The sequence below is a fragment of the Alteromonas sp. R7 genome, assembly GCF_055755235.1.
In genome coordinates this window covers 221,207-237,426 of record NZ_JBVTQX010000004.1, presented here as the reverse complement: position 1 = coordinate 237,426, position 16,220 = coordinate 221,207, and the positions used below count along the sequence as shown (strand labels likewise).

Genomic DNA, 16,220 nt, shown 5'->3' with positions numbered 1-16,220 from the left:
CATGTCATGTGCCAGCACGTGTTCAATTGTGTTTATTAAGGACTCTGAATTCATAACGCACTCTAGGCTGTAGCTGCTGTTGTTGTTTCTGCTTCTAACTGGAAATTCTTTGCAATTTCGTTGCGATTTACTTTGCCATTGGGTAAGCGCTTGATCGCATCAACCTGTATGAAATCGAACGGCACCTGATATGTGGCTAGTTGCTTGTGGCACCAACTTCGCAACGCGGCCTTATCTTCATTCGAATAACGATGTGGCGCGCAAAATTGAAGATAAGCTCGATAGCCTGTACTTCTGTCCTGTACTTTAAATAAAACGGCATCGTCAATGTCAGGGTGACTAAGCACAACGTCTTCCACGTCTTTGGGGTACACATTAAGCCCCGATACAATAATGGTATCGTCTTGGCGGGCAACGAAGCACAGTTGGTGCACACCATCTTTGTCTTCAAAATAACCGAGATCATTGGTATAAATTTCGGCCGATTGTCCATCAAGCGGTTGTTTGATTTTGATAACTATTTCACTGGGAGCGCTTTGGCTGCTGCCTGCTTTAACATTAAGGTGAGGAAGGACTTCGCCTATTACATTTGTGCTTTCAAAGGTTTTACTTATTGCAACGCACCCGGCCTCAGAACATCCATACTGTTGATAAAAATGTTCCACTTTTGATTTGGCTCGCTCAAAGACAGGTCCTGACATGAGTGTGCCAGAGGTCATTACCGCGTGAAGTTTGCTTGTCTTGGGCCATAGCATACATACGGTATCTATCATTAACGGTGACGAATACAGCAATGGTTGCTCAAGTTTGAGCAATGCTTTTAGCAAATGTTTAGGATTTATACTGGTAAAGATTCTGGGGTGCTTGCCTCTGGCAAGGCCAACGAATATACCGCAAATGAGCCCGTAAGAATGAGTAACAGGGCAAGCAATCACCGGAGTCATTGAATTGGGTGCACTGAAATGTGCAACATAAGCAGACACCTCTTGATCGATACTACGCCAAGACCGTTTTATGCTCTTTGGTGCACCAGTGGTTCCAGAGCTCATTTGAATTAATCCTGGAGTATTATCAGGCTTTTCGTTTTTAGGGAATATAATTACATTGTTTAGAGTTTGGTAAATGAGGGCATAGCAACCGGCATTTTCCGCGTATTTTTTCGCTAGTTTTTCTGGCGTACTGGCATTAATTGGCATCACGGTAAGGCCCGCTTCCTTCGCGTAAAAACACAGTGAAAGCCAGTCGCTGACGCTTTCTATGCACACAGCCACACTACCCTTTTTTGAGCTCAGATAGGGGGCGTTTGAAAATATTTTAAATTTCGAGCTGATGTCTTGGGCTGAGAGGACATTATCGTCAATACTAAGCATACGATTCTCCGCAGGTATCTTTGGCAAATTTTGCTAAAGGGTTTGTAATGGTATGGTGGAACTCTTCATGCGCATTGCTTGCGTAGAGTTTTTTCTTCAAAAGCGACTCAGTAATAACCTGTGTTTCAAATATATTGAGACGGTTAATTCGGCTATGTGGCGTCACATCACTATCGTTGTAGGAACGTAAGACACTACATACCTTTGACCAAAAAGTGTTCTCATCACAATAGTTCTGCTCAGAGAAAAGAAACGACAGCTCGGTCAAGTTATAGACGAACACGGTATCGACAAATAGCTCTCGCAAGGCTTCGACGTCTTCCATCCAGTAGTAAAGATTGGCAGGTGCGTTAACATACTCTGGATTAATCTTATCGAATTCTGGTACGTTACTTTTGTTCGCAAGAAAGTCAGGCACGAACTCTAAACTTTCGTGAAAGTCCCGCAGAATGACTTTCACAGGTAATCCATCTTTCAGTACAACGGACGTATTCTGAGCATGTGCCTCAATGGCTATACCGTGATGAATCAATAAATGCCAGACGGGAAGAACAACCGTGTTAAAAAGCGCTTCTAGCCATTTTTCTACTCCATGTTTCTCAATCCAGTGCGCCACGAAAGGCTTTCCGTCAACTTCAGTACTTGCAAGTACGGCGAATGGTACAGTTTGATAATTCGGTTCGTTCAGCACACTGGCATCGCGAAAGATAACACTAAGGCTTGGGGATAAATCATCAGCCCAACTGCCATTTTCTCCACTATCCGCTGATTGCTTTAGCGCAATGCCCGCGTATTCACTTTGTATAGATAGCGCATCACGGCTTTGTAGCCATTCATCTTCGGCTATTAGGTTAGTCAACCAATTTGAAATATGTGGCGCAGTACAAACTGAATGAGGTTCAATAGTGCGCAAAGAGGACGTGTTGACGATATTGAGCGGCAGTTTGACGCTCGCTTTGTTAACGTTACTTGTATTGAGCAAGGTTCTTAATGAAATACTGGCTTGATAATCGTCTCCAGCTAAGCCCAGAGAATAAACGTCACCGTTTGATAACGGTTTTTCAAGAGAAGGCTTTAGCTTGTTATATTGCCACGGATGAACCGGTAAAAAACAGTAACGTAGGTTATCCCCGCCGTGTTTACGTAAGCTGTCAGACAGATTTTTATAGGTAGATTGGCCTAGCTCTCTTTTCCAAAAACTTTGCTCAACTTCACCGTTGAAATTTACGGACAAGTATTCACGCTTTACTGCAAGCCAATGAAGCTTAAACGTATTGCTTGCTTCAGGCCCATATTTTTCGTGGTCTTCAATGCTAAAGCCACTTCTTGATTTAAAGCATGGATGGTACGGGTGGCCCTCAATTAAAGCAGACTCTAAGCGAATATAGCTCAGTGCTCGTCTACTTGAGAGTTGTAGCAGGTTTTGTTGATTCCAGCGGCAAAGTAACAGTGTATGTTTTAACTCTTCGATTAGCTTATTTTGTCTTTCTTTACTGCAAGGAAGCGTATGGATAACTTTTGCTGCGTCAGATAACGTAAGAGGGTCACCGTTTATCTTAATAGAATTGGCATCTAGACGAACCCGACTGAAAAGCGTCTGTTTACCATTAGCTGTTACAAAATTGTCGCCCACTTGAAATGTGAAAAGTCCATCTTCAAAACAGAAATCAATTAAGCCTTCGAATATAAGCGCTTCAATTAATTGTCGGACAACGCGTTTCTCGTTTTTACACGATACTTTTCCCCTTGTTCCTGTAGGCACGCTGAGATGCTCTTCGGTAGTGTCTAAAGTGCAACTAGCAAGCATCAGCAATCACCTCTTCTAATTCACTCGCTTGTTTACAAACGAGCGATGGCGTGTCACTTCGAACCGCAACGCTTTTAAACGGGTTGGTTACCCAGACATAGACAGCTAGCTCGTCTTCGGCTTCTAACTCATCCACGTCTTCAACGCGAGTCAGAAGATTGGCCTTGAAAGGCAGTTTTTCTCGCTCCAATACCGATGTGACGAATGCTGTGCCCAACGAACCTAAAGTGGGAAGAATGGAATTTAGCCTGGTGTACACTTTTTGAAGCAGCGTACCTTCTTGAACAAGTTGATCGGCACCTAGGCGGTTGATGACAGCGAATAATTGATTAAAGAATAAGTAGTATGTGAAGCGATTAATTATCATTTGTTCACCGTAGAACAGGTCATCGCACTGAGCGAGTCGCGGTTCCATAGTCTCAAGAATTTGCTGTCTTTCTTTTGACAAATAAAACCCTTGGTTATCACGATAATAGTAAGCAGTTGGGTAACCTTCGCTTAAATCCAGAAGTGAATTTTGCTGGTGCGCCTCTAACGCTATACCACACTGGTCAAAAAGTCTGATTGCTGGCTCAATTGCACAGTCTAGGTAATTATCAAACCAAGTTAGCGCGACATCAGCACATTCCTCGCCTTCTTTCTGGGCTAACATATGGATTATTTTGGCAAGTCGCGAGTAAGTTCCTGGTACAAGTGGCTCTTGTACCAAGGCGGCTATAGATTGCGTTCCGCCAAGCCCTGTGATTTCATTTTTTGAGTTAAATGGGTTTTTTCTGAGTATCAACTCAAACCCACTTTCTTTTGAGGCGCCAGCGTTCAATGAAATATAAGCCGGGTCGTCGATGAACTTGAATTTAGGATAAAGCCTTGAAAAGCCGCATCGTTGAAGCAGTCGACAAAGTGTTACTCCGGCCTCTAACTCATGGTGCATGTTCTTTCGCAACGAATTCGTTACTTTTACTGGTATCGATAGCTTAACCATGTAATTAAGCTCGGCGTTATACAACGTTCTGACGGAAGACGTAGGTGTAAATAGAGGCCCTAATTCGCCCAATTGAATCAACTCACCTTTGTTGATCAGATCCTGAATGTGAGGCTTAGCGCACAACCAATCCGCTTGAAGCGGATGCAGAGCCAGCAGCTTTAAATTGTCTTTTCGAAGTTTTTCGATAAGTGTTTTTGTAGAATCTTTGCCATCGCTTAAAACAATTTCTTCTAGTATCTCAAAGGCTGAAATTGACTCAGCACTATTAGAAAGAGTGATATCCTGCTTGGCAGCAAAATAATGCAGTCTAAATTGGCCTTTTAGCTCCGGGGTAAAAAGTTCATGCTGCCATCGGTGCATGCCCTGTCTTGACTTTGGCGTGGGGTGTAACCAATGACCAAAAAGTATAGCTTGTTCAGAATCAATAAACTTATTACTTGCGAGATCGGGATCGCCAGCACGGTTTTCTAAGTAAAGCGCCATAATCTGATGGCTTTCGATTGTTCTGGCGTAAAGCTCTAAACTCTGCTCGTCGACTGCATCATTTGGTTCATGGCTCTCTTTGCTACCACTGTATATTTCGTCAATAAGCAACAAAATAGCGTTCATTAATGATACTTCTTCCCATTGAAAACTATTGGGGAGTTGCTTGAAAACTGCTGTGAATGCATGACGACCTACTGTAGAGCGGTAGGATGCTGATATTGAAAGTCGAGTATTAGTAGAGGTTAAATATAGCTCTACGGCATAGTTGTCGTTTGGTTGTAACTGTATTCCTGTCCGAATTACCCAGTCTTCTTTTGTGTGCCAAACACCGGAATCGATTTCTTTAATATAAGCATTAAAAAACGCTTGAAACGACGCGATATTAGCTTGTTTCTTAGCTACTGAAGTCATGTACAGACCCTTTTAAGATGAGCAAATTACCGGGTCAATCTAGTGAGAATGGTTCTCATTAGCAATGAATTTTACATTTGTTACATGTGGGTATTTTTTAGGTAGTAATGTTTATAAACCAAAACCACTGCGAGTAAAAAGGTCACCCATTCAGCCGCAGGCAGCGCAACGAGGAAAGAAATGTTGATGTCGTTGCCTTCATTAGCCAGGGGTGATGGCGTGAAGTGAAATAGCAATACTAGGAAACTAACAGGGAATAAAATGCTTCTACCTAACGCTATGACAGCGGAATGTAATGGTTTTTCAATTGCAGTCAAAAATACACTGAGCAGTACGTTACAGCCATTTACAAGAAACAGTGGCCAAACATATAAAATGATGGTGTGCGCGTATTTAGTAGCTTGTTGTTGGGAAGGCTCGATAAAAAGCGCCACAAAAACATGATTAAACCACAGTAAACAAACCGTCAATATTAGCCCTGCTATGAATGCTGTAGTTAGCGCTATAAGCAGGAAAGCATTGACACGTGACGTGTGGCTCGCTCCGCGGTTGTAGCTGACGAGCAGGTGAAGCGCATCTGCTATACCGAAACTAAGCATAATACTTAAAAAGATAAAGTAGTTAACTACACTGTATGCCGCAACGCCAATGCTGCCAGAATTGATAACGAGCAGAGTGTTAATTACAAGAAAAAGAACACCCACAGAAATTTCATTAGTAAACTCAGATAATCCATTTTTCACGGCTCTGAATACACGACGCCATGGCTTATTAAACGTCGAAAAGGTTATTGCACGATTTTTGTCACCAAAATAAAGAAGTAGTACAGAGAGCTGCACAATTTGAGCAGCAGCCGTTGCATAAGCTGCGCCTTTAATACCGTATCCCAAGTACGCCACTAATAATGCGTCGAGTAAAATATTTGTCACTGCACCCAATGCTAATGCAATAGTTGCAAGCTTGGTGTAACCGTCTGCACGGACAAGATAGTAAAACACCATCGTAGAAAATTGAAAAATGAAGACCCATCGGATTACTGACAAATACTCTCTAGTCAACGGTACGACATCGGACGGAATGTGTAGAAGCCAGAATAGAAAAGGCTCTGCAACGAAGCTTAGCACTGCCAACATAATATTAAGCGTTACAGCAACAACGATTATTTGTGTAAATAGCGCACTGGCAGATTTTGTGTCGCCCTTCCCCATAAAAGTACCAATCGATACGCTTCCCCCAATGGCTAGCATTAACGAGAGAGCGACCAGAAAGGTGATGTAGGGTAATAGTAATGAAACTGCGGCTAACCCAGATGCACCGACATATTGTCCTATAAAGATGCCATCGACTAGACTTGCAGTCGTTAAAGCAACAAGCCCTATGAGCGATAAGAAAGCTTGCTTAAAAAAAGTGCCGAGCAATGGGTTGTGTAAGATTGCATCTTTTGTAGAAAGTGACATTACTACTTCTCTAAATCAATATAATGCAATCCTAAGTTTGTTATGTGGCGCAATCAATTAAGGTTACATTTGTCACACTTGTTAATGCATTGTTACTTTGTCGTCTTGGTAAGGGTTAATATTTTTCACGGTATGAATTCATTACCTGCGCTTTCGCTTTGTGTCAGCAAGGCTCTTGATGTTTTGATTTTTTTGATGAAGCGCAACGTTTTGAGCAATAACGTACATTTTCCCAGTTCTTTTCCCATTTTTTGCGCCAAGTAAATGGTCTCTGACAAACCGGACAAATTTTGGTGGGTAAATCAGACTTCTTCATTTTTCGTTAGCTTAGTCAGGAATGTTGAGGCATCTTGCTTCATAGTTTCGATATTTTCTTCTTTCATTCGCCCGTAGGTTTTATAGATCATGGCCATGCGGTGATTGTTGCTCAATTTTTCCTTGTGTTTGTCAATAAAGTGCCAGTATAAGTAGTTAAACGGGCACGCTTTTGGTCCGGTCTTTTTAGAAACTTGGTATCCGCAATTTTTGCAGTAATTGCTCATCTTGTTGATGTAGCTTCCGCTTGCGACGTACGGCTTACTTGCTAGGTTACCTCCATCGCTGTACAAAATCATGCCCGCAACATTAGGAAGTTCAACCCATTCATATGCGTCGGCATACACTAACAGATACCATGCCTGCACTTCCTCAGGGCTAAGTTCAGTTAAAAGACTAAAATTACCAATAACCATCAATCTTTGTATGTGGTGGGCATAAGCGTTCTGCTGCGTTTCTTTAATACACTGGCGCATGCAGTTCATATTCGTCTGGGCGTCCCAAAAGAACGAGGGCAATGCGCGGCTGTTATTGAAGTAGTTATCAGTTTTTAGATTTGGCATAAAGTGCCAGTAGAACCCTCTGACATACTCCCGCCAGCCCAGAATCTGGCGAATGAACCCTTCAGCAGAATTCAGTGGAACTTGCCCTGCATGGTAAGCTTGCTCGGCTGCATGAATGGCTTCTTTTGGCGTCAATAAACCGCAGTTCAAATAAAACGCGATATGTGAATGGTAAAGCCAAGGCTTGCCTTCCACCATGGCGTCTTGATACTGACCAAAGTTAGGTAATCTTTCTTCTATAAAAGTATTCAATACGCTGAGTGCGTCTTTTCGAGTTACCGCAAAGTGGAAGTTATTGATATCGCCAAAATGATCGCTAAACTCGCTTTTTACGAGCTCGATAACTTTCGAAGTAATGTCATCAATCTCAAACGTAGAATGCTTCGGTACTCTCTGGGTTTCAGGCATTGCTTCGCGATTCTGGGCATCGTAATTCCACTTACCGCCAATGGGATTTTTTCCTTCCATGAGCACGTTGTGTTTGCGACGCATCTCACGGTAAAAAAACTCCATTCGAAGTTGTTTCTTGCCTTCAGCCCAGTCCGTAAATTCATGTGGGGACGATAAAAAGCGATTGTCATCACATATACTAACGGGTATGCCAAGCACGTTTTCCCATTGCTCCATGCTTTTGAGTAAGCGGTACTCTCCGGGCATAGTCACCTTTACTTCGTCAAAATCATTTCCGTTAAGTTCATGCTTAACCTGAGCGAGCAAATCGCCCTGATTGTTTTTGTCGCTATAATGAACATAGTTAACGTTAAAATTGTCTTCTCGCAACGCTTTGGCAAAATGACGCATTGCGCTAAACAAAAACGCTATCTTCTTCTTATGGTGCTTAACGTAGGTGGCTTCTTCACGTACTTCCGCCATCAAAATTGTGTCTTTGCTTTTTACTGCGTTAGCAATCGCTGGCAACGTCTCGGTAAGCTGATCGCCTAAAACTAAAATGAGTGCTGCCATACCCTACTCTTTTAATGTTTGGAATGCGTCTAGCGCGCGTTGACGCGATGCTTTTAAATCAACAATAGGTTTTGGGTATTCCTTACCAAGTTCTATACCTGCATCTTTCAATATCGCCGAAGGGGCTTCCCATGGCTTATGGATATACTTGTCTGACAGCTTTTTCAATTCAGGGCAATACTTACGCACATAGTTGCCCTTTTTATCAAATTTTTCGCCCTGTAGTATTGGGTTAAATATCCTGAAGTAAGGCGCAGCATCAGCGCCAGAACCCGCAACCCATTGCCAACTTGCACTGTTACTCGCAAGGTCGGCATCCAACAATGTATCCCAAAACCATCGCTCGCCTTCATGCCAACTGAGTAATAGATTTTTCACTAAAAACGAGCCCACAATCATGCGAACTCGATTATGCATGTAGCCCGTTTGCCACAGTTCGCGCATGCCAGCGTCTACGATAGGAATGCCTGTATTTCCCTTTTGCCACGCTTTGAGCGCTTTCGCATCTGTGCGCCAAGGAAACTTATCGAACTTTTCGTTGAAGTTCTTATTAGGCAAAGTAGGAAAATGGAACAGCAAATAATAGCTGAACTCGCGCCAACCTAACTCACTCAAGTAGGTTTCAATGCTTTTGTCTTCACTATTTCCAAACTTGTCTTTTATCGCGTACCAAACTTGATTTGGAGACACTTCACCAAAGTGTAAATGCGGCGACAAACGCGATGTCCCATTGGCTGACGGTATGTCTCTGCCGTCTTTGTATTTACGTGCTGAATTTTCAATAAAGTCAGCTAAACTATCAGCGGCGCCGTCTTCGCCTGGTGACCACTCTTTTTCAATGGTTGCATCCCAGTTGATGGAAGGGAGTAAATCTAGCGATGTTAATCCATCGCTGTCGTTGTCGACATCCGCATAAGTAATACGTGCGGGTGGTGCTTTGGGATAACGAGGCTCTTCAACCTGCAGGCAGCCCTTCTTGTAGTAGGGTGTAAATACGCGATACGGTGTACCGTCTTTCTTCAATACTTTCATTGGCTCCCATAGTAAGCTGCCGTTACAGCTATGGGCTTCATAATCATGCTCGATTAAGGTTTTCTTGATCGTTTTATCGCGGTTTATTTGCCATGGCTCATAGCACCGATTCCAAAAGATACCTTTAGCGTTAAATGACTTCATTAACTTTGGAATAAGTGTCTGTGGGTCACCCTTAAATATTTGTAAATGTCCGTTCAAGCGTTTATTGAGCGACGAGAGTGAATGATGCAGCCACCATTTACTTGCCCCCCCAGGCTCTCTGCCATTAGGTGCAGTGTCATCATATATGTAGATGGGTACTATTTTTCCCATATCACAGGCAGCGTTTAAGGCCGGATTGTCTTTTACACGAAGGTCTTGTCTGAACCACATTATACTAACGGGAACGGTCACTTTTTTTCCTCAGGCATTGCGCCAAATCTTAATATTATTCGTATTGCATGTACTACGATAAAACTCGGATTCAGGATCCGTAGAAATAGTAAAAAAGTACTCAAAATTAGTATGATAAATCACCACCAACAATCAAAACGTACGAACAACAATCAACGAGGTTTATATTGGTTTCGACATGACCTTAGACTTCACGATAATGCTGCTATTTCTGCGCTGTGTGAAGCAGTTCAGCAGGTTACTTTTCTTTATATTCTTGATGATAAAGCGTTTACACCTACGACATATGGTTTTGCGCCTATGGGGAAACATAGGCACACATTCCTGTTTCAAACACTTGTGGATTTAAAACGGCAATTAGCTAAGCTCGGACATGATTTGCTCATTGTCAAAGGCGACCCTGCTGAGTGTTTAGTTCAATTGATGAAGTCCGGACAATATTCTCACCTTGGGGTAAGCGAGCACTGTGGTTTTGATGAGAGAGCACAATTAAATACAGTAAAGCGCTTTTTCGATTCGGTAACAGTAATAGAAACTCCGACGTTTGGCTTATTTGATGCTCAAACCCTTCCTTTCAACATCGAAGAGATGCCCGACGTTTTTAGTCCGTTTCGCAGAAAAGTGGAAAAGCACTGTAAGCCATTATCTGTCCATCCACCCATGGAAAGCTTACCAAGCCCTTTTACACCGCAATTAGATGAGTCTTTTTTATTCGCCATTGATACTGATTTACCAAGCCCGTCTCAATCATCGTTTGTTGGAGGTGAAACAGCAGCGCTGACGCATTTAAATACTTATCTCTTCGATTGGAAAGCTGCAGCAACGTACAAAGACACAAGGAACGCTTTAGATACTTGGCAAGACAGTACCAAGCTTTCGGCCTGGTTAGCGAACGGGTCGCTGTCTGCACGGGAAGTCATTCGGCAAGTTCAACAGTTTGAAGCAACCGTTGAAAAAAACGATTCCACTTATTGGATATACTTTGAATTACTTTGGCGCGAATTTTTTCATTGGTTACAGTGTAAATACGGGGCCAATTGGTTTCGTTTTAGCGGTATCCAGGGTAAAAAGCCGTCGACACAGCATTGTCCGGAAACCTTTGCGTTATGGTGCGAAGGAAAAACTAGTTACCCGATAGTCGATGCTTGCATGCGACAACTCGCTGAAACTGGCTATATGTCAAACCGAGGCAGGCAACTGGTTGCGAGCTGTTTTGTTCACGAACTAAGGCAGGACTGGCGATACGGTGCAGCGTGGTTTGAGCATCAATTAATCGATTACGATGTGGGGAGTAATTGGGGCAATTGGCTTTACTTAGCTGGTGTTGGAAGCGACCCTCGCGGCCACAGACAGTTCAACCTTCAAAAGCAGACTGAGATTTATGATTCGGACGGCCAATTTCGTGAAAAGTGGTTGTAGTTAGTTAGTTCGTCGTATGGTTCCAGTACATTCTAAACAATCTGTCACTGTCATATGGTTTAAACGTGACCTTCGTCTTCGAGACCACGAGCCTCTCTACCGTGCAGTTGAAAAAAACGAAAACATTCTTCCGCTTTTTTGTTGGGAACCTTCCCTTATAGCCGACCCGCATATGGACATACGTCATTGGCAATTTATCCAGCAAAGTATCGACGACATTAACGCCCAGTTGCCTTCAGACGCCCGTTTACTGACCTTACACTGTGAAGTTATTGATGCGCTCGAACTTATTGCCCAGCACTACGCCATTTCAGCGGTTAGGAGTTACCAAGAAATAGGGTTGAGCGTTACGCATAACCGTGATATTTCAGTAATTAACTATTTGAAGAAAAAGAAAATAAACCATATTGAGTCCCAGTATGGCGCAGTGATGCGTGGTTTGCCTCACCGTGAGCAATGGCAGCAAAACTGGGATCGTCACTTTACAACGAAAACCTATGATATTGATATAAACAGCGTTAATTGGGTCGACTGGACCCAGCACAACAACATCAATACTGCTTGCAAAAATTTAGATGAGCTTGGTCTGTTTGATTTTCATATTACTAGTCAAACCGGCACTCATTGTAACGAGAAAGCGAATTATTATCGGCAGGATGTTTTAGACAAGTTAAAAAAATTAAACAAGATGCAGCCAGGCGGTGAAAGGCGTGCTTGGCAAGTATTAAAAGATTTTTTCGATGCTAGAGGACAATACTACCATCAACATATTTCTAAGCCGGAATATGCAAGACGGGCATGTTCTCGTTTAAGTCCCTACTTGGCATGGGGAAATCTATCAATTAAGCAAGTTTACCAAAGCGTCCAACATCAAAAGCAGACGAAAAAATTACTGCCGAATTCTGATAGAAAACAGTGGAGTCGCGCCCTAGCCGCTTTAACGTCTCGGTTACATTGGCACTGCCACTTTATTCAAAAATTTGAGAGCGAACACAGTATTGAATGGCGACCAATGAATAGTGGATACGAATACTTTCCGTTTATAGATGGCCCAGAAGCCGAGCGTCGCTTTTACCTTTGGACAATGGGATTGACCGGCTATCCGTTGGTAGATGCCTGCATGCGAGCACTTAAGTATACCGGGTACTTAAACTTTCGAATGCGTGCCATGGTAACCAGTTTTCTGTGTCATCACCTAAATGTACACTGGCTAAAGGCAGCGCATTATTTGGCAACACAGTTCTTAGATTTTGAGCCAGGTATTCATTACCCCCAAATACAGATGCAGGCTAGCGTAACCGGCATTCACACCGTGCGGTTATACAACCCTGCAACACAATCTTCAAAATTAGATCCTGAAGGTGTATTCATTAAGAAGTGGGTGCCAGAACTTGCTAAATTACCCAGTGAAGCTGTTCACGCCCCTCACTTATTGCCGCCCCTAGAAGCGCAAATGTTAGATTTTGACGTTGAACGCGACTACGTTGAACCGCTCGTTGATATAACAGAGAATAATCGCATCACGGCAAAGCGCTTATGGGACTATCGCGAGCGAGATGATGTGGTTAAAGAGGCGCATCGTATTGTTAAACGCCACACCATGCAAAATAGTCCAAGTCGTGCATGGCTGAAAACAAAAATTAAATAAACCGGCTAACGGTTATTTTTGCGAAGCCATTCATTCAGTAGTTTAATTTGCCCACATTTGTAAGCTGCGTACATAAGCCGCATGGCATTTGACATAGCTTCACTGTCAGTCCAGCCAGTCTTGTCGCGTATTTCGTCATAACACGCCTTTGCTTCAGGGCTAACATAGCCTCTTACAAGTTTCTTACCTGCGTCTTTTTGCCTTTCTCTGAACCTTCGTTGTTTATCAGCGTTGGCTTTAGCTCTATCTGCGGCACTCTTTTTAATGCTTTTTTTCGTTGTTTGTTCTGTCATAGTTTTCACACAATGTTACGTTACTGTAGAGCTTGTATTTAGAAGTCGTACAAAAACCACACGTATAGAACGATGTTTGTACAAGCCAATGTTGCTAAACCTATATTAGCATGCGTTTTTCTTCAGAAAAATGACTGTTCAGAGTTGTTTGGCGTACAACTGTTCGCTAAATTAGCAGCGTCACTTTAATAACAGCAACGAGTTGGGAATGTCAGAGAAGAAAAATAGTTTTAACAAAGAAGATTTATTGGCGTGTAGCCGTGGTGAAATGTTTGGCCCAGGTAACAGTCAACTTCCCGCACCTAACATGTTAATGATGGATCGCGTAGTTTCAATTACAGAAGATGGCGGTGAGCATGGGAAAGGCGAAATTATCGCTGAATTAGATATTACCCCCGATTTATGGTTTTTTGATTGTCACTTCCCAGGTGATCCGGTAATGCCGGGATGCCTAGGCCTAGACGCGATGTGGCAGTTAGTTGGTTTCTTCTTAGGTTGGAGCGGCGGCCCTGGTAAAGGCCGAGCTTTAGGTGTAGGTGAAGTTAAATTTACCGGTCAAATCCTTCCAACCGCTAAGAAGGTAACGTATAAGATCACGATGAAGCGCGTGATAAAGCGTAAACTCTTCATGGGTATGGCAGATGGTTCAGTAGAAGTTGATGGCCGTGAGATTTACGTAGCGAAAGATTTGAAAGTTGGCTTGTTCCAAGATACCTCAAACTTCTAAACTGCCTTTATAGAGCTATAAGGTCAACTAACGTTGACCAACAAAAAAGCCCCTTTTCAGGGGCTTTCCTTTTTGCATAATCAGTTCATAAAAGAGAAGTGTTATTTAACACTTAAACCTAAGTGTCTGTCTTCTACTGCCTCGCGCCATCCACCTAACCACTGTGAACGTGCATCGTTTTGCTGAAATGGACAATTTTCCTTTGAACGACCGCTAATGCCAGCTTGATAGCCTTTCGAATGGGCGCGTGTCAGTTTATCTCTTTTTTGTCTTTTCATTGATTAGCCTCTTTTGTTTGTTGAAAGTACAACAAATCATTTTCTCGAGCGCTCTACATCATTTCGGTTGATAGTGCCGGAAAAGTGATTGCGTACAATACTGTGATAGTGCAATTAACTAAATGGTTCAAGAAAAATAAAAAATAAAAGGGCTTGACAAAATTTAAATAAATGAAGTTTCTATGAAATTTATGTTACATTTTTTATGCATAAATATGTCTTTTTTTACGTTTTTTAGGCATAAAAAAAGCCACGCATAGGTGGCTCTTTTAATATTGATTACATATTGTCCAAATGGTCAGCTATTTCTTAATACGTCTACGCATAAATACTGCAGCAAATAGACCAAAAAATGCGAGTAAACCTGTTGCAGCTCCTTTTCGCTCATAGGGCTGTTCGTCTTCAGGAATTTCACATTCATCTATGGAACCATTCGATAACGGAGACAGTTTAACCGCCACTACGGAGTCGATTTCTTCTGTTTCACCGTCTGAATTAATTATATCGTTACCCGTTACATACTTGTTCGTAGCTTTAATTCTCGCATTCGCAATGATCTCATTATCATCGTTGATATCTACTGCTTCAATTAGCTCATATGGGTTATCACAAGAGACTAAATCATTTAAGTTAGTAAACTCTTCAGTATCAATGTTGTACATAAATGCCGCTGTATCGCGAAGCGTATCACTCGTTGCATCCACGTCTGCCTTACCCACTACGATATTATTATTGTTAATGGCATTCGCAGTCACACCAGCACTCACGAAGAAGCCATCAGGGTAATGCTGTTCTTGGGTATCAAGGTTGTATACAAACAAACGAGAGCGTGCGATATCGCTTTGTGAACGAAGCACTGCACCCGTCACCCAATTTTCATCATTAATTGCGATAGCCTGGCTAATGATATTTTCTTCGCGTGGAAGAAGTTCAATGGTTTCACCGTCTCTGAAAACCGTTGCAACTCGTTCACTTTCAGTCCTGCCTGATGTATTTGGGCGCGTTATCGTAATGCGATCTCCGGTAAGGCCTTCACCGACTGCGATACCTTGGTTATTTATGTCATAGGCATACGTGAAATAGTGGCGTGTATCGTCTTCATCAGGTTCAAATAATAACGGGTAGGTATCGGTGCTGATTACATCGCCGTTGACATCGATCTGCCAAATGGTAGCGTTAACCTCAGACAGCAATACGAAGCTCGGTAAGTAATTTGTAGATGAATTAATGAAGTAGCTAGAAATACGTGGAACAGCAAAATCGCCATTATAAATAGTAAACAGGCAGCGACCTTCAGATGTGTCACCACGAGACTCATCGTCTGTACACGTTTCAACAGCATCGGCAACATCATCGCGGAAACTAACAGTACTGAAACCTGCAACCTGTAAGTTTGCGTTTATTGCTCGAGCTGAAGAGAACCCTCCTACAGTGTCATCAACAGCTGGAAGTACTTTAGTCTCTCCAGATGCTTGAACAAAGGCTTGTTGTGCTGACTCTGGATACGTGTAGTTTAATGTATCGCCATCTTCGTTCTCATATGGGTCTAGAACAACCAGTCCCGAAGAATCACCGACAATAAAGTTACCGTTCAAGCTGTCACGACCAGTCGATTCAACAGATCGCGTATAGTCATCAAATTTGTCTGTAACTTCATCAAGACCTGGTACTAATGATATATCTTGAGTGTCGGTTGCATAGGTTCTATACGACGCTAGCTTCTGTCCCGTTGTAAGATTTGGGTTCGATAGAAGATAGTTTACTACCGTGGTGTAGTCTATGTCTGTAAAAACACCCTGGCGTGCGTCATCTTCGTTTTCTAGACTCTCACCGAACTGGTCAAAAAAAGTCGTGTCTTCTTCAAGCTGCTCTGCGTCGATTGGTGGATTGAACTCCAGTTGAACGACAGACAACATTTTGCCTGAGTTATCAATCGAACGAGCAAAATTGTTTCTAGCGGTATCCTGTAAAGGAAGAGGCGTCACTGAATAGGTCGCGGCGAATGCCGAAACACTTCCTGTTGCCAACAGAACGGCGGCGGCAAGCTGAGTTCGTTTCATTTAAAATCCT

The 16,220-nt window shown here is 42.7% G+C and carries 13 protein-coding genes; 3 read left to right on the top strand and 10 right to left on the bottom strand.

The window, feature by feature from the left end; all coding sequences use genetic code 11:
* Nucleotides 1-62: 62 nt before the first annotated feature.
* The 7 genes from AC0J2X_RS08645 to AC0J2X_RS08615 all read right to left on the bottom strand — a co-directional run bounded on the left by AC0J2X_RS08645 (nucleotide 63) and on the right by AC0J2X_RS08615 (nucleotide 9,785).
* On the bottom strand, nucleotides 63-1,370 hold the full coding sequence (locus AC0J2X_RS08645; RefSeq protein WP_472995942.1) for an AMP-binding protein: 1,308 nt from the start codon (nucleotides 1,368-1,370) through the stop codon (nucleotides 63-65).
* Nucleotides 1,363-3,177 (bottom strand): IucA/IucC family protein, encoded by a 1,815-nt coding sequence (locus AC0J2X_RS08640; RefSeq protein WP_472995941.1) that lies wholly within the window; start codon nucleotides 3,175-3,177, stop codon nucleotides 1,363-1,365. Before AC0J2X_RS08640 ends, AC0J2X_RS08645 begins: the two co-directional genes overlap by 8 nt.
* Nucleotides 3,167-5,059 (bottom strand): IucA/IucC family protein, encoded by a 1,893-nt coding sequence (locus AC0J2X_RS08635; protein WP_472995940.1) that lies wholly within the window; start codon nucleotides 5,057-5,059, stop codon nucleotides 3,167-3,169. The genes AC0J2X_RS08640 and AC0J2X_RS08635 overlap by 11 nt, the downstream gene beginning before the upstream one ends.
* Nucleotides 5,060-5,139: 80 nt before the next feature.
* On the bottom strand, nucleotides 5,140-6,516 hold the full coding sequence (locus AC0J2X_RS08630; protein WP_101564667.1) for an MATE family efflux transporter: 1,377 nt from the start codon (nucleotides 6,514-6,516) through the stop codon (nucleotides 5,140-5,142).
* A 163-nt stretch (nucleotides 6,517-6,679) separates the two neighbouring features.
* A complete protein-coding gene (locus tag AC0J2X_RS08625) occupies nucleotides 6,680-6,832 on the bottom strand; it encodes a DUF2256 domain-containing protein (RefSeq protein WP_014949565.1) in 153 nt (50 codons plus the stop codon).
* Entirely contained in the window at nucleotides 6,819-8,357 is a 1,539-nt protein-coding gene (locus AC0J2X_RS08620; protein WP_101564666.1) for a cryptochrome/photolyase family protein, read from the bottom strand. Before AC0J2X_RS08620 ends, AC0J2X_RS08625 begins: the two co-directional genes overlap by 14 nt.
* A 3-nt stretch (nucleotides 8,358-8,360) precedes the next feature.
* Nucleotides 8,361-9,785, bottom strand: coding sequence for a cryptochrome/photolyase family protein (locus tag AC0J2X_RS08615; RefSeq protein ID WP_239301210.1), 1,425 nt, complete (start codon nucleotides 9,783-9,785; stop codon nucleotides 8,361-8,363).
* Nucleotides 9,786-9,896: 111 nt separating this feature from the next.
* Between AC0J2X_RS08615 and AC0J2X_RS08610 the strand changes: the two genes are divergently transcribed.
* On the top strand, nucleotides 9,897-11,204 hold the full coding sequence (locus AC0J2X_RS08610) for a DASH family cryptochrome (RefSeq protein ID WP_472995939.1): 1,308 nt from the start codon (nucleotides 9,897-9,899) through the stop codon (nucleotides 11,202-11,204).
* A 16-nt stretch (nucleotides 11,205-11,220) separates the two neighbouring features.
* The gene (locus AC0J2X_RS08605; protein WP_472995938.1) at nucleotides 11,221-12,852 is read left to right on the top strand and encodes a cryptochrome/deoxyribodipyrimidine photo-lyase family protein; all 1,632 of its coding nucleotides are present in this window, start codon (nucleotides 11,221-11,223) and stop codon (nucleotides 12,850-12,852) included.
* 5 nt (nucleotides 12,853-12,857) lie between these two features.
* Here the strand turns inward: AC0J2X_RS08605 and AC0J2X_RS08600 are convergent, their stop codons facing one another.
* The gene (locus tag AC0J2X_RS08600) at nucleotides 12,858-13,145 is read right to left on the bottom strand and encodes a hypothetical protein (protein ID WP_014976601.1); all 288 of its coding nucleotides are present in this window, start codon (nucleotides 13,143-13,145) and stop codon (nucleotides 12,858-12,860) included.
* Nucleotides 13,146-13,353: 208 nt separating this feature from the next.
* Here AC0J2X_RS08600 and fabA point away from each other — a divergent pair, with 208 nt between their 5' ends.
* Entirely contained in the window at nucleotides 13,354-13,872 is a 519-nt protein-coding gene (gene fabA, locus AC0J2X_RS08595; protein ID WP_014949559.1) for a bifunctional 3-hydroxydecanoyl-ACP dehydratase/trans-2-decenoyl-ACP isomerase, read from the top strand.
* A gap of 101 nt (nucleotides 13,873-13,973) precedes the next feature.
* On the opposite strand, the gene rmf is transcribed toward fabA, so the two are convergent.
* Nucleotides 13,974-14,150, bottom strand: coding sequence for a ribosome modulation factor (gene rmf / locus AC0J2X_RS08590; protein WP_014949558.1), 177 nt, complete (start codon nucleotides 14,148-14,150; stop codon nucleotides 13,974-13,976).
* Nucleotides 14,151-14,452: 302 nt separating this feature from the next.
* Nucleotides 14,453-16,210, bottom strand: coding sequence for a DUF3466 family protein (locus tag AC0J2X_RS08585; RefSeq protein ID WP_061095051.1), 1,758 nt, complete (start codon nucleotides 16,208-16,210; stop codon nucleotides 14,453-14,455).
* Nucleotides 16,211-16,220 lie beyond the last annotated feature (10 nt).

What these genes read in the sequence shown, in the direction of transcription:
- fabA (WP_014949559.1), top strand. Translation starts at nt 13,354, where the DNA reads ATGTCAGAGAAGAAAAATAGTTTTAACAAAGAAGATTTATTGGCGTGT.
- AC0J2X_RS08640 (WP_472995941.1), bottom strand. Translation starts at nt 3,177, where the DNA reads ATGCTTGCTAGTTGCACTTTAGACACTACCGAAGAGCATCTCAGCGTG.
- AC0J2X_RS08620 (WP_101564666.1), bottom strand. Translation starts at nt 8,357, where the DNA reads ATGGCAGCACTCATTTTAGTTTTAGGCGATCAGCTTACCGAGACGTTG.
- AC0J2X_RS08630 (WP_101564667.1), bottom strand. Translation starts at nt 6,516, where the DNA reads ATGTCACTTTCTACAAAAGATGCAATCTTACACAACCCATTGCTCGGC.
- AC0J2X_RS08605 (WP_472995938.1), top strand. Translation starts at nt 11,221, where the DNA reads ATGGTTCCAGTACATTCTAAACAATCTGTCACTGTCATATGGTTTAAA.
- AC0J2X_RS08610 (WP_472995939.1), top strand. Translation starts at nt 9,897, where the DNA reads ATGATAAATCACCACCAACAATCAAAACGTACGAACAACAATCAACGA.
- AC0J2X_RS08625 (WP_014949565.1), bottom strand. Translation starts at nt 6,832, where the DNA reads ATGAAGAAGTCTGATTTACCCACCAAAATTTGTCCGGTTTGTCAGAGA.
- rmf (WP_014949558.1), bottom strand. Translation starts at nt 14,150, where the DNA reads ATGAAAAGACAAAAAAGAGATAAACTGACACGCGCCCATTCGAAAGGC.
- AC0J2X_RS08600 (WP_014976601.1), bottom strand. Translation starts at nt 13,145, where the DNA reads ATGACAGAACAAACAACGAAAAAAAGCATTAAAAAGAGTGCCGCAGAT.
- AC0J2X_RS08635 (WP_472995940.1), bottom strand. Translation starts at nt 5,059, where the DNA reads ATGACTTCAGTAGCTAAGAAACAAGCTAATATCGCGTCGTTTCAAGCG.
- AC0J2X_RS08645 (WP_472995942.1), bottom strand. Translation starts at nt 1,370, where the DNA reads ATGCTTAGTATTGACGATAATGTCCTCTCAGCCCAAGACATCAGCTCG.
- AC0J2X_RS08585 (WP_061095051.1), bottom strand. Translation starts at nt 16,210, where the DNA reads ATGAAACGAACTCAGCTTGCCGCCGCCGTTCTGTTGGCAACAGGAAGT.